Annotated in this window: 12 protein-coding genes; 4 read left to right on the top strand and 8 right to left on the bottom strand. The window is 66.2% G+C overall.

Going from position 1 to position 14,370, the window contains the following annotated elements; translation table 11 throughout:
- Positions 1–15: 15 nt before the first annotated feature.
- A complete protein-coding gene (locus HU230_RS24515) occupies positions 16–1,761 on the bottom strand; it encodes an adenylate/guanylate cyclase domain-containing protein (protein ID WP_420840799.1) in 1,746 nt (581 codons plus the stop codon).
- A 217-nt stretch (positions 1,762–1,978) separates the two neighbouring features.
- On the opposite strand from HU230_RS24515, the gene HU230_RS24510 reads away from it, so the two are divergent.
- Positions 1,979–3,496: a glycosyltransferase family 39 protein gene (locus HU230_RS24510; RefSeq protein WP_176534887.1), complete on the top strand. Its 1,518-nt coding sequence runs from the start codon at positions 1,979–1,981 to the stop codon at positions 3,494–3,496.
- Between the two features lie 114 nt (positions 3,497–3,610).
- On the opposite strand, the gene HU230_RS24505 is transcribed toward HU230_RS24510, so the two are convergent.
- Together HU230_RS24505 and HU230_RS24500 are read right to left on the bottom strand one after the other, a co-directional pair.
- Complete coding sequence (locus tag HU230_RS24505; RefSeq protein ID WP_176529491.1) at positions 3,611–4,642, bottom strand: YcjF family protein; 1,032 nt, start codon at positions 4,640–4,642, stop codon at positions 3,611–3,613.
- Positions 4,639–6,102: a YcjX family GTP-binding protein gene (locus HU230_RS24500; protein ID WP_176529492.1), complete on the bottom strand. Its 1,464-nt coding sequence runs from the start codon at positions 6,100–6,102 to the stop codon at positions 4,639–4,641. Before HU230_RS24500 ends, HU230_RS24505 begins: the two co-directional genes overlap by 4 nt.
- Positions 6,103–6,283: 181 nt before the next feature.
- Here HU230_RS24500 and trhA point away from each other — a divergent pair, with 181 nt between their 5' ends.
- A complete protein-coding gene (gene trhA / locus HU230_RS24495) occupies positions 6,284–6,976 on the top strand; it encodes a PAQR family membrane homeostasis protein TrhA (RefSeq protein WP_176529493.1) in 693 nt (230 codons plus the stop codon).
- A gap of 111 nt (positions 6,977–7,087) precedes the next feature.
- Positions 7,088–7,882 (top strand): SDR family oxidoreductase, encoded by a 795-nt coding sequence (locus HU230_RS24490; RefSeq protein ID WP_176529494.1) that lies wholly within the window; start codon positions 7,088–7,090, stop codon positions 7,880–7,882.
- A 121-nt stretch (positions 7,883–8,003) separates the two neighbouring features.
- On the opposite strand, the gene HU230_RS24485 is transcribed toward HU230_RS24490, so the two are convergent.
- Positions 8,004–8,624: a TetR/AcrR family transcriptional regulator gene (locus HU230_RS24485; protein ID WP_176529495.1), complete on the bottom strand. Its 621-nt coding sequence runs from the start codon at positions 8,622–8,624 to the stop codon at positions 8,004–8,006.
- A gap of 81 nt (positions 8,625–8,705) precedes the next feature.
- Between HU230_RS24485 and HU230_RS24480 the strand changes: the two genes are divergently transcribed.
- The gene (locus tag HU230_RS24480) at positions 8,706–10,253 is read left to right on the top strand and encodes a 4-hydroxyphenylacetate 3-hydroxylase family protein (protein ID WP_176529496.1); all 1,548 of its coding nucleotides are present in this window, start codon (positions 8,706–8,708) and stop codon (positions 10,251–10,253) included.
- A gap of 209 nt (positions 10,254–10,462) precedes the next feature.
- Here HU230_RS24480 and mdlC read toward each other — a convergent pair whose 3' ends face one another.
- From mdlC to HU230_RS24460, 4 genes are all read right to left on the bottom strand, one after another.
- Positions 10,463–12,091, bottom strand: a complete 1,629-nt coding sequence (gene mdlC / locus HU230_RS24475) for a benzoylformate decarboxylase (protein ID WP_176529497.1) — start codon at positions 12,089–12,091, stop codon at positions 10,463–10,465.
- Between the two features lie 264 nt (positions 12,092–12,355).
- A complete protein-coding gene (blaBJP, locus tag HU230_RS24470) occupies positions 12,356–13,243 on the bottom strand; it encodes a BJP family subclass B3 metallo-beta-lactamase (protein ID WP_176529498.1) in 888 nt (295 codons plus the stop codon).
- Positions 13,244–13,372: 129 nt separating this feature from the next.
- Positions 13,373–13,756 carry a tautomerase family protein gene (locus HU230_RS24465; RefSeq protein ID WP_176529499.1) on the bottom strand — a complete coding sequence of 128 codons (384 nt, stop codon included), beginning with the start codon at positions 13,754–13,756 and terminating at the stop codon, positions 13,373–13,375.
- 116 nt (positions 13,757–13,872) lie between these two features.
- Complete coding sequence (locus HU230_RS24460; RefSeq protein ID WP_176534888.1) at positions 13,873–14,370, bottom strand: winged helix-turn-helix transcriptional regulator; 498 nt, start codon at positions 14,368–14,370, stop codon at positions 13,873–13,875.

Here is a 14,370-nt window from a genome sequence, read left to right as displayed (position 1 = left end):
GGGGAGATGAACCGGTCAGGCCGCGACGGCGTGCCGGTCATCGACCAGCGCGGACAGGACGCGCGTCGCCTCGACGGTGCGCACGGTCATCGGCTCGTTGCGGCCGCGGATCGCGACCTCCTGCGCCGGCAGGGCATCGTCGGCGAGCCCGGCGGTGACGCGCACCTCGTCGGAGATGACTGCCTCGCAGGCCAGCGCTTTCGTCATGTCCTGCAGCCGTGCCGCGACGTTGACGGCATCGCCGAGCGCGGTGAACACCATGTGGTCGCGATAGCCGATGTCGCCGACGATCACCTCGCCGCCATGGATGCCGATGCCGAAGCGGATCGGCTCACGCAAATCGTGGCTGAGAAACTGGTTCAGCTCGTCGATATTGGCTGCGATCAGCGTCGCCGCGCGCAGCGCCTGGCGGCAGGCCACCTGCCGGTCGGTGGTGAGCCCGAACAGCGCCAGCATGCCGTCGCCGATGAACTGGTTGGGCCGTCCGCCGGCTTCCAGCACCGCCTGCGACACCGCGCCGAGGAAGCGGTTGACGATGAACACGGTGTCGAACGGCAGCCGCTTCTCGGCAAGCTGCGTCGAGCCGCGCATGTCGACGAACATGCTGACGAGATAACGCTCCTGGCCGACCCGTGTCGGATTGGCGGCGTGCGCGTTCGCCGACATCGTGTGCGGCAGGAACAGCTGAAAGAAGGCCAGGTCGGTGGTCGGCCGCAACTGGCAGGCCAGCCGGATCGACGGATCGTCGGTACCGACCCGGTGCAGCACGAAGGCTTCGCGCGGGGAAGGCTCGGGGAGGGCGGCGTGATCGCCGATGATGCGGATGCGGCAGGTCGAGCAGCGCGCACGGCCGCCGCAGACGCTCGCATGCGGCACGTTGTAGCGCAGGCTCGCTTCCAGCACGCTCAATCCCTTCGGCACCCGCAGCGTGCGGCCGTTGCCATAGGACAGCGCGATCATGCCGCCGCGGCGTTCCAGCAGAGCACGCGCGCCGCGCGCCAGCAGCACGAGGCCGAGCAGGCCGAGATAGCCGATCGTCAGGTCATCCGTGATCTTCTCGAGCGTGGTTCCTTGGGCCGCCGTCCCGAGCTTCTGCACCGAGAGCTCCTCGCGCCGCCAGTCGGAATCCTGGTAGTCGGCGATGGTGGCGCGGCCGGCCTGATAGATGCCGAGTATCGCCAGCGTCGGGATCAGCACGGCCGTGGCGAGCAGGAACGGCGCAGCGCGCGTAAAGAACGCACGCAGCCGCAGCCAGAAATACAGGCCGATGCAGCCATGCACCCAGGCGATCAGCAGTACCGCCAGCATCAGCCACAGCCGGTTCGGCGAGGCGATGAAGAACGTGTACAGCTCCTGCGGGTAGAGCTTCTCGTGTCCGTACAGGGTCTTGCCAAGCCGCACACCGACGACGTGCGCGACGATCAGCATCGGGATACTGAGGCCAAGCGTGAGCTGCAGCGGCTCGATCGCCTTCCAGTGGAACTCGCGGCGCTGATACAGCGCCCAGATCCCGAGCCCGGTATGCACCAGGCAGGCGGTGTAGAACACGATCGCGACCGGCAGGAACTGCCAGAATTCGGTGTGGTAATGCACCCCGATCGCCATCGCCTCGGTCGAGATATTGCCGAGCGCGTGGTTGAGGAAATGACTGATCAGGTAGGCGAACATGATCGCCCCCGTGACCAGGCGAACCTGCCGCTGGCCGACGCCGCGGGCCATTTCCTGCAAACGCTCGCGCGAGGGGGAGGCCATGTGATTCATATCGGCAATTCTAGTGCTTAATTCCCGCGCTGAACACCACCGCGGGTCCGGACGGGCCGCGGTAGCGGGCCGTGCGGCACGTTGACACTCCGTTAAGAGTCGAACAAAAAGCGCCGTGACGATAGCCCGAGCCCAATCCGGAGCCGATAACATCAGCGTTAAGCCGGCCCGTTCGCGCGCGCCGGATTGGCGCGGCGTCATCGCCGTGATCGTCGCCATGACCGCGATGCGGCTGGTCTATGCCCATGCGCTCGATCTGCGCACCGACGAGGCCTATTACTGGACCTGGTCGACGGAAAACGTGCTGTCCTTCCTCGACCATCCCCCGATGGTCGCCTGGTTCATCCGTTTTGGCACAGCGATCCTCGGCGACACCAATCTTGGCGTCCGCCTCGGTGGCATCGTGGCGATGCTGGCCACCCAGCTCCTGCTCGCCGACATCGTCCGCCGCGTGACGTCAAACAATGTCCGTGCCGTGATGCTAGCGCTGCTGCTGCCGGAGGCCGCGCTTTATTACGGGTTGTTAATGGCCAAGGTCGCGCCCGACACGGCGCTGATCCCGTTTTCGGTTGCAATGTTGTGGTCGCTGGTGCGGCTCGCGCAAAGCAATGACGGGCGCTGGTGGCTCGCCGCAGGGCTGTTCGCCGGGCTGTCGCTGCTGTCGAAATTCACCGCGATCATGTTCGCGCCGGCGGTGCTCGCCTTTGCGCTCGTGCCGGACTGGCGCTGGCGCTGGCTGCGCAGTCCGTATCCCTACCTCGCTGCGCTGATCGCGATCGTCGTATTCGCGCCGGTGTTGATCTGGAATGCGGAGCATGACTGGGCCTCGTTCCGCTTCCAGGCGGTGCGCGCCACCGCCGAGCGCGCCTTCACGCTGCGCACGCTCGGCGAGTTCATCGGCATGCAGTTCGGCCTGGTCGGCTTCGTGCTGCTGCCGGTAACGCTGTTCGGGACAGTGCTGACGGCATGGCGCGGCTATAGCAGGCGCGAGCCGGTCGCGATCCTGCTTGCAACCGCGGTGCTGGTGCCGTTCGTCTATTTCCTCTGGAAGTCACTGACCTTGCGGGTCGGCGACACCTGGCCGATGTTCCTGTGGCCGGCGGGCTTTGCGGCGCTCGCCATCAATGTCACGCGGATGCCGTTCGAGGGCTGGTCGCTCGGGCTCATCAAATCGACCGTCTCCTGGGCGCGGACTGCGATCACATCGGGCATCGTCTTCGTCGTCTGCGTCTTCCTCTATTACATGTTCGCGCCGTGGAATCTGATCGGCCGCACCGATCCGATCGGCACCGAGGCGGGCTATGATGTAGTGGCCGCGCATACCCTGGCGCAGGTGCAGGCGACCGGCGCGACTTGGGTCGCGACCACGGATTATCGCACCTATGCGATGCTGCGCTGGATGCTGCGCGGGCGGGTGCCGGTGATTGAGGTCAATGAGCGCGGCCGCTTCCAGGGCTTTGCCGATCCCGGCATCAGCTCGATCAGGGATCACGTCGGCATCTATGTCGGGCGCGAGCCCGAGAACAACCTCGCGCTATGGAGCGAGACATCAGCGGTGCGCCAGCCGCTGGAGCGCGTGACGCGGAGCTGGCGCGGCATGGTGATGGACACCTATGCGCTGGAGAAGATCAGCGGCTGGATACCCGATCTGTCGCCGCCGTCGGACACCACGTTCTTCCGCTGGCGGGTGCTGGCCTTCTCCTTCTCCCCGCGTGCGGGGAGAAGGTCGGGATGAGGGGGAGTCTCCGCGAGGACGGTGAGAGTTGGACCCGCGGATACTCCCCCTCACCCGGAATTTGCGCTTCGCGAAAATTCCGGCCTCTCCCCGCACGCGGGGCGAGGCAAGCATTCATTCCTCTTCCTCGCGCTTGCGGATCAGGTCCTTCGCCAGATCGGTCAGTGCCGGACGCGGCAGGGCGTTGAAGGGGAGCGGGCGGGTGACGTCGATCGCGGCGAGGCCGAGGCGGGCGGTCAACAGGCCGTTGAGCATGCCTTCGCCGAGGCGTTGTGACAGTTTGGCCGCGATGCCGTGGCCGAGCATCTGCTGGATCAGGCTGTCGCTCGCGGCCATGCCGCCGGTGATCGCCAGATGCGCAATGACATGGCGCAGCAGGCGGATCATGCCGAGCGCGCCGGGCCGACCGCCATAGAGCCGCGCCAGCTGGCGGATCATCCGCAAGCTCGCCACGAACACGAACAGTACGTCGATCATCGCGCGCGGGCTGACCGCGGTGACGACGGAGACGCGCTGCGCGGCCGTCGACACCAGCCTCCGCGCCTCCTCGTCGAGCGGCGCCATCAGTTCGCGCTCGGCGAGGCGGATCATGTCGGCGCCGTCGATGATGTCGTCGGTGTGGCTCTGCAACGCGCTGCGGGCGCGGGCGAGCTGCGGGGTCTGGTGCGCGAGCTTGAGCAGCTCGGCGACAACAGCCCGGCTCGCGGTGCGGTCGTCGTTGATCAGCACTTCCGCGGCGCGCAGATGCAGCTTCTCGATAGTCGCCAGCCGCGCCAGGCCGACCAGCTCGCGCGTGGTCACGACGGCCAGCGCCACCGTGGCGATGACGGCGAGCCCGAGCCCGAGGACACCGAGGCCTTCGTTGCGCGCGAACAGATCCTCGACCAGGTTGATCACGCCAAGCCCGGTGCCGAGCACCACAAGGCCCGCAACCGCGCTCCAGAACAGCGTGCCCCAGCGGAAGCCGCGGCGCGCCGGCAGCAGCGGCGTATCGACCGGCACCGGGAGCTGCGCGGGCTCGGCTTCGGGGACGATCTGGATCGTGCCGCGGCTGAGGCGGCTGTTGTCGTCGGGATCCATCACGACCACGCTGGGATCGTCGAGCTTGAACGTCGCCGGCCGCCGCGGGGGCGTCTTCTCGTTCATTGCAGTTTGTCTCCGATCAGGAACTGGAGGGCGCGGTCAAGGCGGATGTGAGGCAGCGCCGGCTCCGCATCGCCGCCTCGTTCCAGCTTCGGCGGCCGGAAGCGCAGGAAACGATAATCGGCGGCCTCGGCGCCGGCGCTCGAGAGGCCGCGGAATCCGCCGTTGAACAGCTCCTCCGGATTGTCGGGCAGGTCGCCCGGAAAGGTCGCAACTTCAGTTTCGCCATCCAACGTCCCGCCATTGGCGACCTCGCCCGGCGCCGGCGTGCCGAGGATCGATGGCAGCCGGTCACGGCCGCGTGCGACCTGCGCTTCGCGCGTGGCGCGCACCGCGGCGAGCGCCACCACGTCGATGGCAGCGCCGGCATATTCGGCGCGCTCGGTGGCCCTGGCCACGATCCGCCGCAGCACGGCTTCCAGCCGGTCGTGGCTCTGGTGGTGCAGATGATCGGCCTTGGTCGCCGCGAACAGGATGCGGTCGATGCGCGGCCGGAACAGCGCGCTCAGGATCGTGCCGCGGCCGATCCGGAAGCAGTCGAGGATGCCGGCGAGCGCCGCCTCGAGATCGTGCAGTGCCTCGGGGCCGGCATTGAATGCGGCCAGCGCATCGGCCAACACGATCTGGCGATCGAGCCGCGCGAAGTGGTCGCGGAAGAACGGCCGCACCACGACGTCCTTGTAGGCCTCGTAGCGCCGCCGCATCATCGCCCATAGCGAGCCGTCGGGCGCGCTGCCGTCCACGGGCACGTCGAGCGGCGCAAAGGTCAGCGCCGGCGTATCGGCGAGGTTGCCCGGCATCAGGAAGCGCCCGGGCGGCAGCAAGCTCATCGCGAAACGCTCGTCGCGGCAGGCGCGCAGATAATCGGTGAACAATCTTGCTTCGGTGCGCGCGGCCTGCTCGTCCTCTTTGGCCTCGGGCTTCAGCGTTGCGAGATGGGCGTGCCATGGCGCCGCCAATTTTGCGCGCAACGGCTCGCGCGACAATGCAAGGCTCTCCGCCGACCATTGCTCGTAGCTCTTGTTCAGCAGTGGCAGGTCGAGCAGCCACTCGCCGGGATAGTCGACGATGTCGAGGGTCAGCGTGCGGTCCGCGCCATTTTGCCGCTGATACTCGATCACGAGGCGAAGCTCGGAGATGTCAGTGGTCGAGCTCGGCCAGGTCCGCTCCTCGATCAGAGTGCGGACATGGTTCTCGTAGGCGAAGCGCGGCACCGCATCGTCGGGCTGCGGGGCGAGATAGGCGCGCGCGATCCGCCCCGAGGTATAGGCCTCGAACACGGGGAAGCGGCCGCCACGGGTCAGCCCGTGTACCAGCGCGGTGATGAACACGGTCTTGCCGGCCCGCGACAGGCCGGTGACGCCGAGCCGCACCGTCGGCTTGAAAAGGCCCTCGCTATAGTCGAGCAGCGCCCGCGCCGACAGACGCGCTTCCTCGACGATATCAGAGAAGCGGGGGGGCATGGAGGGTTAACGAAAAGACCCGGGAGGAGGAGCCAAAAAAGGCGGGCGATCACCCGCAAGGTGGCGATTATCGGACCAAAATCAAGCTTCACATTTCCGGCGCCTTTGCGGGCGAGGGATTGCAGGGGGATTGAACGCGTCACGCCACCCCATGGTCAAATCGGCGCACCGGAAAGCCTGCATGACGGTCTTTCGCCTGAAGCAAATCTCGACCTCGATCCACGCGGCCGGCGCCGCGCTGTGGAACTACGACCGTGCCGAACTGATCGCCGACGGCGTCGTTCATCTCGTCGGCGTCTGTTTCGGGCTGGTTGCCGCCACCGCGCTGATCGTGCTGACCGCGGTCTATGCCGGTCCGTTCGATATTGCGGTGGTCTCGGTCTATGTCGCGGGCCTGCTCGCGATGCTGACGTTGTCGGCGACCTATAATCTCTGGCCGGTCTCGCGCGCCAAATGGATCCTCCGGCGCTTCGATCACTCCGCGATCTATTTGTTGATCGCCGCGACCTATACGCCGTTCATCGTGGAACTGAAGGACAGCACGTTCGCCATCGCGCTGCTGGTCGGCGTGTGGTGCGTGGCGATCGTCGGGATCTGGCTGAAGCTCGCCTATCCCGGCCGCTTCGACCGGCTCGCGGTCGGGCTTTATCTTGCGATGGGCTGGAGCGGCATCATGCTCTACGACGCCGTCGTCAAGGCATTGCCGGCGAAGGCGCTCGGCTTCGTGCTGGCGGGCGGCATTCTCTACAGCTTCGGGGTGATCTTTCACTCCTGGCGGCGGCTGCGCTTCCAGAACGCGATCTGGCACGGCTTCGTGCTGCTCGGGGCCGCCTGCCATTATACGGCGGTGTTCGACGTCGTGCTTGCGAGCTGAGCCGGCGGCGGCGTTGCGCACGCGGCCGGACCCCGCCTCTCGAAAACATCATGCATCGGCCAAAGATGCGTTATCATGGTCCGCACAAGTCAAGATATCGGGAGGATAGCCATGCAGGTGGCAGGTAAAGTCGTGGTGGTCACCGGCGGTGGCAATGGCATCGGCAAGGCGCTGTGCGAGGCGTTCCACGCCGCGGGCGCATCCAAGGTCGTGGTGGTCGACCTCGATCATGCAGCGGCCGAGCAGGTCGCGGCCTCGGTCGGCGGCGCCGCGTTCAAGTGCGATGTCGGGCAGGAGAAGAACATCCTGCACGTGATCGACGAGACCGAGCGCATGTTCGGTCCGATTGCGCTGTTCTGCTCCAACGCCGGCATCGGCGGCGGCTTCGATCCGCTGTCGAAAAATGCCGGCGGCACCTCGGACGAGCCGTGGTCGCGGAGCTGGGCGATCCATGTGATGGCGCATGTCTATGCCGCACGGCATCTGGTGCCGCGCATGAAGGCTCGCGGCGGCGGCTACTTCCTCAACACGATCTCTGCCGCGGGTCTGCTGTCGCAGGTCGGCAGCCCGGCCTATTCGACCACCAAGCACGCCGCGGTCGGCTTTGCGGAAAACCTCGCGATCTCGCACCGCGCCGACAACATCAAGGTCTCGATCCTCTGCCCGCAGGGCGTCGATACCAAGATGCTGCGCTCGATCCCGAGGGGTCCGCAATCCGGCGACGGCGATCTCTCCGCCGCGCAGGTCGCGCAGGATGCGCTCAAGGGCATCGAGCAGGAGACCTTCCTGATCCTGCCGCACCCGCAGGTGCTCGGCTACATGCGCAAGAAGACCGAGAACTACGACCGCTGGATCGGCGGCATGGCAAAGATCCAGGCCAAGATGCGGGAAAGCCACGGGGAGTGACTCGCGGGAAAGACTGGCCGCGCACGTCCCTGCGGTGTGAGGTGAGCGCGCTGCTCAGGCTCCCTCCCCAGCAAGGGGGGAGGGAACCCTTCCGCCGGTGCCGTCCTCACGTGAGGTGGCCTCACCCCTTGCCGAGCTGCGCGACCTTGTCGCGGAGATAGGCGTCCATCAGATCGGGCGCGGACGCGCCGAACATCCTGATGCGGCCGGTGTGCAGCAACAGCAGCAGGCCGGTGGCGTGGGCGAAGCAATCCACCATCACGGTGTTCGCCTTCTGCCTGGATGCGCCGAGCGCCTCGGCGGCTTCGGCGATCGGATGCAGCGCGGCTTCCAGCGCGGCGTTCAGCTCGTGGTCGCGATCATGACCGAGCCCGGCCGGCTTCATGCCGCCGCGGAACAGGTAGAAGCCCAGATCGAGGTCGCGCGGATGATCCGCATAATAGCGGAAGAAACCCATGCCCGCGGCGTGCAGCCTCTGTTTGGCGCCGCGCGTCGTGGCGACCGCCGCGCTGACGGCGTCGCCGAGCGAGGCCAGCGACTGCCGCAGCACCTCGGCATAGATCGCCTCCTTGGACTCGAAGTGGAAATACAGCGCCGCCGGGGTGTAGCCGGCCCGCGTCGCGATGGCCCGCAGGCTCGCGCCCTCGAGGCCTTCCTCGACGAACACGCTGCGCGCCGCATCGAGGATCAGCTCCCGCTTGTGGCGGCTGACCGCTTCCTTCCTGCTCTCGCGCATCTGCATCGGCGAATCCGTTCTTGACTCAATTCTAACAGCATCAGATAATTTAACGATGTTAGAATAAATGAGCAAGGGAGAAGCGTCATGCTGATGACGGCCGCGGACTACCGGGAATCCCTGCGCCGCTACAAGCCCAGGGTGTTCGTCAACGGCGAGGCGATAGCGAGCGTCGCCGACGAGCCGTCGCTGGCGCCGGGCGTGGCGGGTGTCGGCGTGACCTACGATTTCGCGCATCGCGCCGAGCACGCGCCGATCATGACGGCGCGGCAGGGCACTTCGGGCAAGACCGTCAACCGGATGCTCCACATCAATGAGAGCTCGCAGGACCTACTCTACAAGCTCGAGGCGGTGCGGCTGGTGTGCAGGACGTCGGGCTGCGCCCAGCGCTACCTCACCCACGATGCCCTGAACGGCCTCTATCAGGCGACGAAGCTGACCGACGATCGCCACGGCACGGACTACAGCCAGCGCTTCCGCAATTATCTGCACGAGGTGCAGGACCAGGACCTGACGCTCGGCATCGCCATGACCGATGCGAAGGGCGATCGCTCCAAGCGCCCGGGCCTGCAAGCCAATCCGGACGTCTATGTGCACATCAAGGAGCGCCGCCCCGACGGCATCGTGATCCGCGGCACCAAGGCGATCGTCACCGGCGCGCCCTACATGCACGAATTCCTGGTCATGCCCTGCCGCACCCACGTCCCTGCCGACAAGGATTTTGCGGTCTGCTGTGCGGTGCCTGTCGATGCGCCCGGCGTCACCATCATCGCGCGCCCGGCGGGCCGGCCCGGCGATGCATCGGCGAAATTCTCGGCGAAGTATGGCCAGTCGGTCGGCGTCGTGATGTTCGACGACGTGTTCGTGCCGCATGACCGCGTCTTCCTCGCCGGCGAGACCGAGGAGGGCGGTTTCCTCACCACTTCCTACGCCACGCATCACCGCCATTCCTGCATCGGCGCGCGTGCCGGCTTCGGCGATCTGTTGATCGGCGCCGGCGCCCTGATGATCGAGGCCAACGGGCTCGATGCCGAGAAGCACGCGCATATCCGCGAGGCGATGGTCGAGCTCATCACCATCACCGAGAGTTTCTATGCCTGCGGCGTTGCGTCCTCGGTCTATTGCACCGGGGATCCGGCCGGCTCGGTGATGCCCGATGCGGTATTCTCCAACATCGGCAAGCTGCTGCTGGCGACCAAGATCTACGACATGCACCGTGTCGCACATTACGTCTCGGGTGGGCTCATTGTCGCGCTGCCGGGTCCTGACGAGGACCACAATCCGGAGACGCGCGCCTCGCTCGCCGCTGTCATGGGCGGGCGGCCCGATATTCCGGCCGAGCAGCGCGCCGAGGTGGCGCGGCTGATCGAGGACCTCACGGTCTCGCACGAAGCCGGCTGGTATTCCGTGATCTCGCTGCACGGCGGCGGTTCGCCGGAGGCGATGAAGCGCGAGATCTGGCGCAACTATCCGGTGATGGAGAAGGCCGAGCTGGTCGAGAATTTGCTCGGCCGCGGCCTTGTCGACGAAGGACGGCGGGTGTCGAAGCAGCCCGGCCGCTGCTGCGCCACCGGCTGCGAGGTGCCGGCGCCGTCGGAGCGGGTGCTGGAGCAGGTGCCTGATCTCGTGAGGTGAGCATCCCCGTCAGGCTCCCTCTCCCGCTTGCGGGGGAGGGCTGGGGTGGGGGCTCTCTCCGCGAGCCACACCGTGGAAGGAGCCCCCACCCGCATCGCATTTTCAATGCGATGCGACCTCCCCCGCAAGCGGGAGAGGTGCAGGCAGTCTGCCGCAAGATCGACTAGTCATGCTCCATCGTGCTTTGCTCTGGGCGGTCGCCGCTACGCTCACGCCTTCTGCGCGTAAAGCAACGGCACCGCGGAATCGACCATCACCTCGATCAGGCTGGCGCCCGGATGCGAGAGGGCGCGCTGGTAGGCGCCCGGAAGCTCGGCGGATTTCGTCACCCGCACCGCATCGCAGCCCATGCCCTCGGCGAGCTTGACGAAATCGATGCCGGGCAGGTCGAGGCCCGGCACGTTGCGCACCTGCATCACCTGGCTGAACGAACGCATCGCGCCGTAGCCGGAATTGTTCATCACGACGACCGTCAGCGGCAGCTTGCGCTGCGCGGCGGTCCACAGCGCCTGGATCGAATACATCGCCGAGCCGTCGCCGATCAGGCAGACCGTGCGCCCCGTGCTGCGGCCGAGCGCCATGCCGACCGCGGCCGGCAGGCTGTAGCCGAGGCCGCCGCTCGCCATGGTGTAGAAACTGTCCTGGCCGCGCATCGGCATTGCCTTCTGCATCAGCGGGCGATGCGACGGCACCTCCTCGACCAGCGCATCGTGCGGTCCCATCGCGGCCGAGAGTGCATGCAGCGCGTATTCGGCAGGGATCGGATCGCCGGCCGCGGGCGCCGGCGGCAGGACGCGGCCCGGCGATGCGGTGCGCCTGGTCTCGGGCAGCATCTCTAGCAGCGCCGTCAGCGCCGGCTTCATGGTCGCGACGATGCTGTGGCCGGTCGGCGTCATCGCGGCGGCATCGGGATCGTCGGTGACCTGAAAGATCGTGGTCGCGCCGTCGAAGATCGCGGCATGGCCCTCGACATGGAACGTGAACACCGGCGCGCCGACCACGACGACAAGATCGTGATCGCGCAAGGCATCGGAGAGCTGACCCGGTGCGGCATGCAGGAAGCCGGCAAATTGCGGATGGCGCTCGGGGAACGAGCAGCGCGCCGAGAATGGGCTGGCCCAGACCGCGGCCTTCGTCTTCTCGGCGACTTTCACCATGAGATCGACGGCTTGCGCGCGATCGACGGCGGGGCCGACGACGAGGGCGGGGCTCTTGGCCTCGCCGAGCGCGGCGGCGAGCGCCTGCATCGCCGACAGATCGGGGCCGATTTCGCGGCCGACCTGGCGTGCATCGAGCGGCTGCGTCGCATGCGCCCAGTCGTCGATCGGCACCGAGACGAAGGTCGGTCCGCAGGGCGGCTGCATCGCGACATAATAGGCGCGTGCGATCGCCGCCGGCACGTCCTCGGCGCGCGCCGGCTCGACCGCGAATTTCACGTAAGGCCGCGGGAATTCGGAGGCGCGCTCGGCATAGAGGAACGCCTGCAGCGGCATGATGGAGCGCGCCTGCTGGCCGGCGGTGATCACGAGCGGGGTCTGGTTGCGATAGGCGTTGTAGATGTTGCCGAGCGCGTTGCCGACGCCGGCCGCCGAATGCAAATTGACGAAACCGGCATTGCGCGTCGCCAGTGCGTAGCCGTCGGCCATGCCGACCACGGAGGCCTCCTGTAGGCCGAGCACATAGTCGATGTCGTCGGGCCAGTCGCTCAGGAACGGCAGCTCGGTCGAGCCGGGATTGCCGAATACCTTCTTGATGCCCCACGCGCGCAGGAGGCCGAAGGTGGCGTCCTTGACGGTGACGGTCTTGCCGTTGCTGGCGGCGGGTTTGCGGGACGACATCGGGCGGTTCCCATTGCTGTCTTGTTACGTTCCATCATTGCCTGGAGCAAAAGCGGAAAGGCAATCCACCTCTCGATGGATTGCCTGACGATGTCAAGCCGCCGCCCCATAGTTGCCGCGGCAACGGCTGAAATTTGCGCGGGCGCCTATCCCGTCATCCCCGCGCAAAGGCTCCGCCTTTGTCGCTGGAGGAGCGCGCTCTTGCGCGCGTCTCGCCGCTTCGCGGCTCCTCAGGATGACGGGACGACATTTCGCAGTGGCTCCCTAATTGGCCTTCTGCAGCGCAGCAGTCTGCTTGGCGATCTGCTTGTCGAAATCCTGCTCCAGCCCCGCCACATAGGTGGCGTTTTCGCCCGGTTTGACGAACGGGTTCGGCGCGCCGTCCTTCATCTGTGCGCGCTTGGCCTGCATGTCGTAGACCTCCGGATGCGGTCCGAGCAGCACGTCGACCTTCATCGCCTTGACCTTGGCGAAGGTCGAGCGGTAGTCGTCGACGATGCCGGGATAGGTCGGGCGGCCGACCAGCCGGTTCAGCGCCACCGTTCCGCTGCAGAAGAACAGCACGTTGCGCTGCTGGTTGCCGTCTTTCACCGTCGTCTCCCAGCTGGTGCAGCCGGGCGAATGGCCGGGCGTGGTGTGCGCGGTCAGCGTCACGTCGCCGAGCGTCACCTTGTCGCCTTCCTTGACGGAGCGGTCGACCTTGACCGGCGCAAAGGCAAGATCGGCGTTGTTCTCGTCGCCCGGATAGTAGCCGCCCTCGAGCAGCGGCTTGTCGCGCTCGCCGGCGATCAGCTGCGCGCCGGTCTCCTGCTTGATCTCGGCAAAGCCGCCGGTGTGGTCGAGATGGGCGTGGGTGTTGAGGATATATTTGATGTCGCCTTCCTTGAAGCCGAGCTTGGCGATGTTGTCCTTGATCATGCCGGTCGACTGCTGCATCGCCGTGTCCATCAGGATCAGCCCCTGCGACGTCTTGATGACGTAGACCGCGATCCCGTCAGTGCCCACATAGTAGACATTGTCGATCAGCTGGAACGGTTCGAACGGCGCGGTCCATTTCTTCATGACAACAGCCATGAAATCCTTGAGCGTCTGTGCTTGCGCCCCGGTTGCGATCAACGCGAGCGCGCACAGCGCGGCTGCGATCGTCCTCATGGTTGCCTCCCCATTTGTTGTTGTTTGTGCACGAGGCTGCACTATGCGTGCTGGCAACGCCGATCGCAAGCCGCGGACAGTAAGCAGCCGGACATGCCACCGCCTGTCCGGCGCATGCCTGTTCCGCGCTCAGCTCGCGTATTGTGCGATGCCGTTGCCGAACGACCAGTTTTCCTTGGCGACCTCGACCAGGCTGATGAAGATATCGTCCGGGCGTCCCTGCAGCTGGCTCTGGAAATCATCCACGATCCGCTTGTAGAACGCCTTCTTCATCTCGACCGTACGCCCGGCATTCAGCGTGATCTGGATGAAGATGAGATCGTCGCTGTAGGTGTTGCCCAGATAGCTGTCGGCATAATTCAGGTCGCCGCGATCGTGCTCGGTGATGACCTGAAACTTGTCATTCTCGGGCACGTTGATCACCTCGCGCATCGCCTTGTAGACGATCTCGCCCAGGGTCTTGCGATACTCGGCGGACTTGCCGCGCTTCAGGTCGATACGAACGAATGGCATGGTGGTCTCCGTTTGTTATGCGGGGCTCGGCCATGAGAGACCCGCGTGATGGAAATGGTTCAGCAGTGTGACAGCAATTGCGTTGTCCGCTTCGTCGGCGGCGGCGCCAAAGGGGCTCAGCGGCTTGCCTTGAAGGCCTCCCATCGCGCATCGCGCTCTCTTTGGTACTTGGGCGTCCGCTCGCCCACCATGTCGGCGCGGCGCACCGGCTCGCCGCAGGACTCGCAGACCGGACCGAGCCCGGCCGGCTTGCCGCAGACGAGATGGGTGTAGTTCATTGCGCGGCCTTCCCGCGGTGACTTGCACCAGGTCTCGCCCCAGGCGCGCAACGCCATCAGCACCGGAAAGAACGCTTCGCCCTTCTCGGTGAGGTGATACTCGTGGCGCAACGGGCGCTTGTTGTAGACGCGCCGCGTCACCAGACCGTCCGCTTCCAGCTTTTTCAGCCGTGCCGTGATCATCTGCGGCGTGCCGCCGGATTGCGCCTGGATCTCCTCGAAGCGATGATTCCGCGCGAACAGTTCGCGCAGAACAAGTACTGTCCAGCGGTCGCCCACAACGGTTTCGGCGCGAGCGACAGGGCACAGCGTTTGGTCAGCCGCGTTGTCCTTCAT

The sequence above is a fragment of the Bradyrhizobium quebecense genome, assembly GCF_013373795.3.
Lineage (GTDB): Bacteria > Pseudomonadota > Alphaproteobacteria > Rhizobiales > Xanthobacteraceae > Bradyrhizobium > Bradyrhizobium quebecense.
Note: the sequence above shows the minus strand (reverse complement) of the source record. Positions and strands in the feature narration are given on the sequence as shown.

Coding starts and splice junctions, on each gene's coding strand:
- HU230_RS24490 (WP_176529494.1), top strand. CDS start 7,088: ATGCAGGTGGCAGGTAAAGTCGTGGTGGTCACCGGCGGTGGCAATGGC.
- HU230_RS24510 (WP_176534887.1), top strand. CDS start 1,979: ATGACCGCGATGCGGCTGGTCTATGCCCATGCGCTCGATCTGCGCACC.
- HU230_RS24465 (WP_176529499.1), bottom strand. CDS start 13,756: ATGCCATTCGTTCGTATCGACCTGAAGCGCGGCAAGTCCGCCGAGTAT.
- blaBJP (WP_176529498.1), bottom strand. CDS start 13,243: ATGAGGACGATCGCAGCCGCGCTGTGCGCGCTCGCGTTGATCGCAACC.
- HU230_RS24515 (WP_420840799.1), bottom strand. CDS start 1,761: ATGAATCACATGGCCTCCCCCTCGCGCGAGCGTTTGCAGGAAATGGCC.
- HU230_RS24460 (WP_176534888.1), bottom strand. CDS start 14,370: ATGAAGGACAACGCGGCTGACCAAACGCTGTGCCCTGTCGCTCGCGCC.
- trhA (WP_176529493.1), top strand. CDS start 6,284: ATGACGGTCTTTCGCCTGAAGCAAATCTCGACCTCGATCCACGCGGCC.
- HU230_RS24485 (WP_176529495.1), bottom strand. CDS start 8,624: ATGCAGATGCGCGAGAGCAGGAAGGAAGCGGTCAGCCGCCACAAGCGG.
- HU230_RS24505 (WP_176529491.1), bottom strand. CDS start 4,642: ATGAACGAGAAGACGCCCCCGCGGCGGCCGGCGACGTTCAAGCTCGAC.
- HU230_RS24480 (WP_176529496.1), top strand. CDS start 8,706: ATGCTGATGACGGCCGCGGACTACCGGGAATCCCTGCGCCGCTACAAG.
- HU230_RS24500 (WP_176529492.1), bottom strand. CDS start 6,102: ATGCCCCCCCGCTTCTCTGATATCGTCGAGGAAGCGCGTCTGTCGGCG.
- mdlC (WP_176529497.1), bottom strand. CDS start 12,091: ATGTCGTCCCGCAAACCCGCCGCCAGCAACGGCAAGACCGTCACCGTC.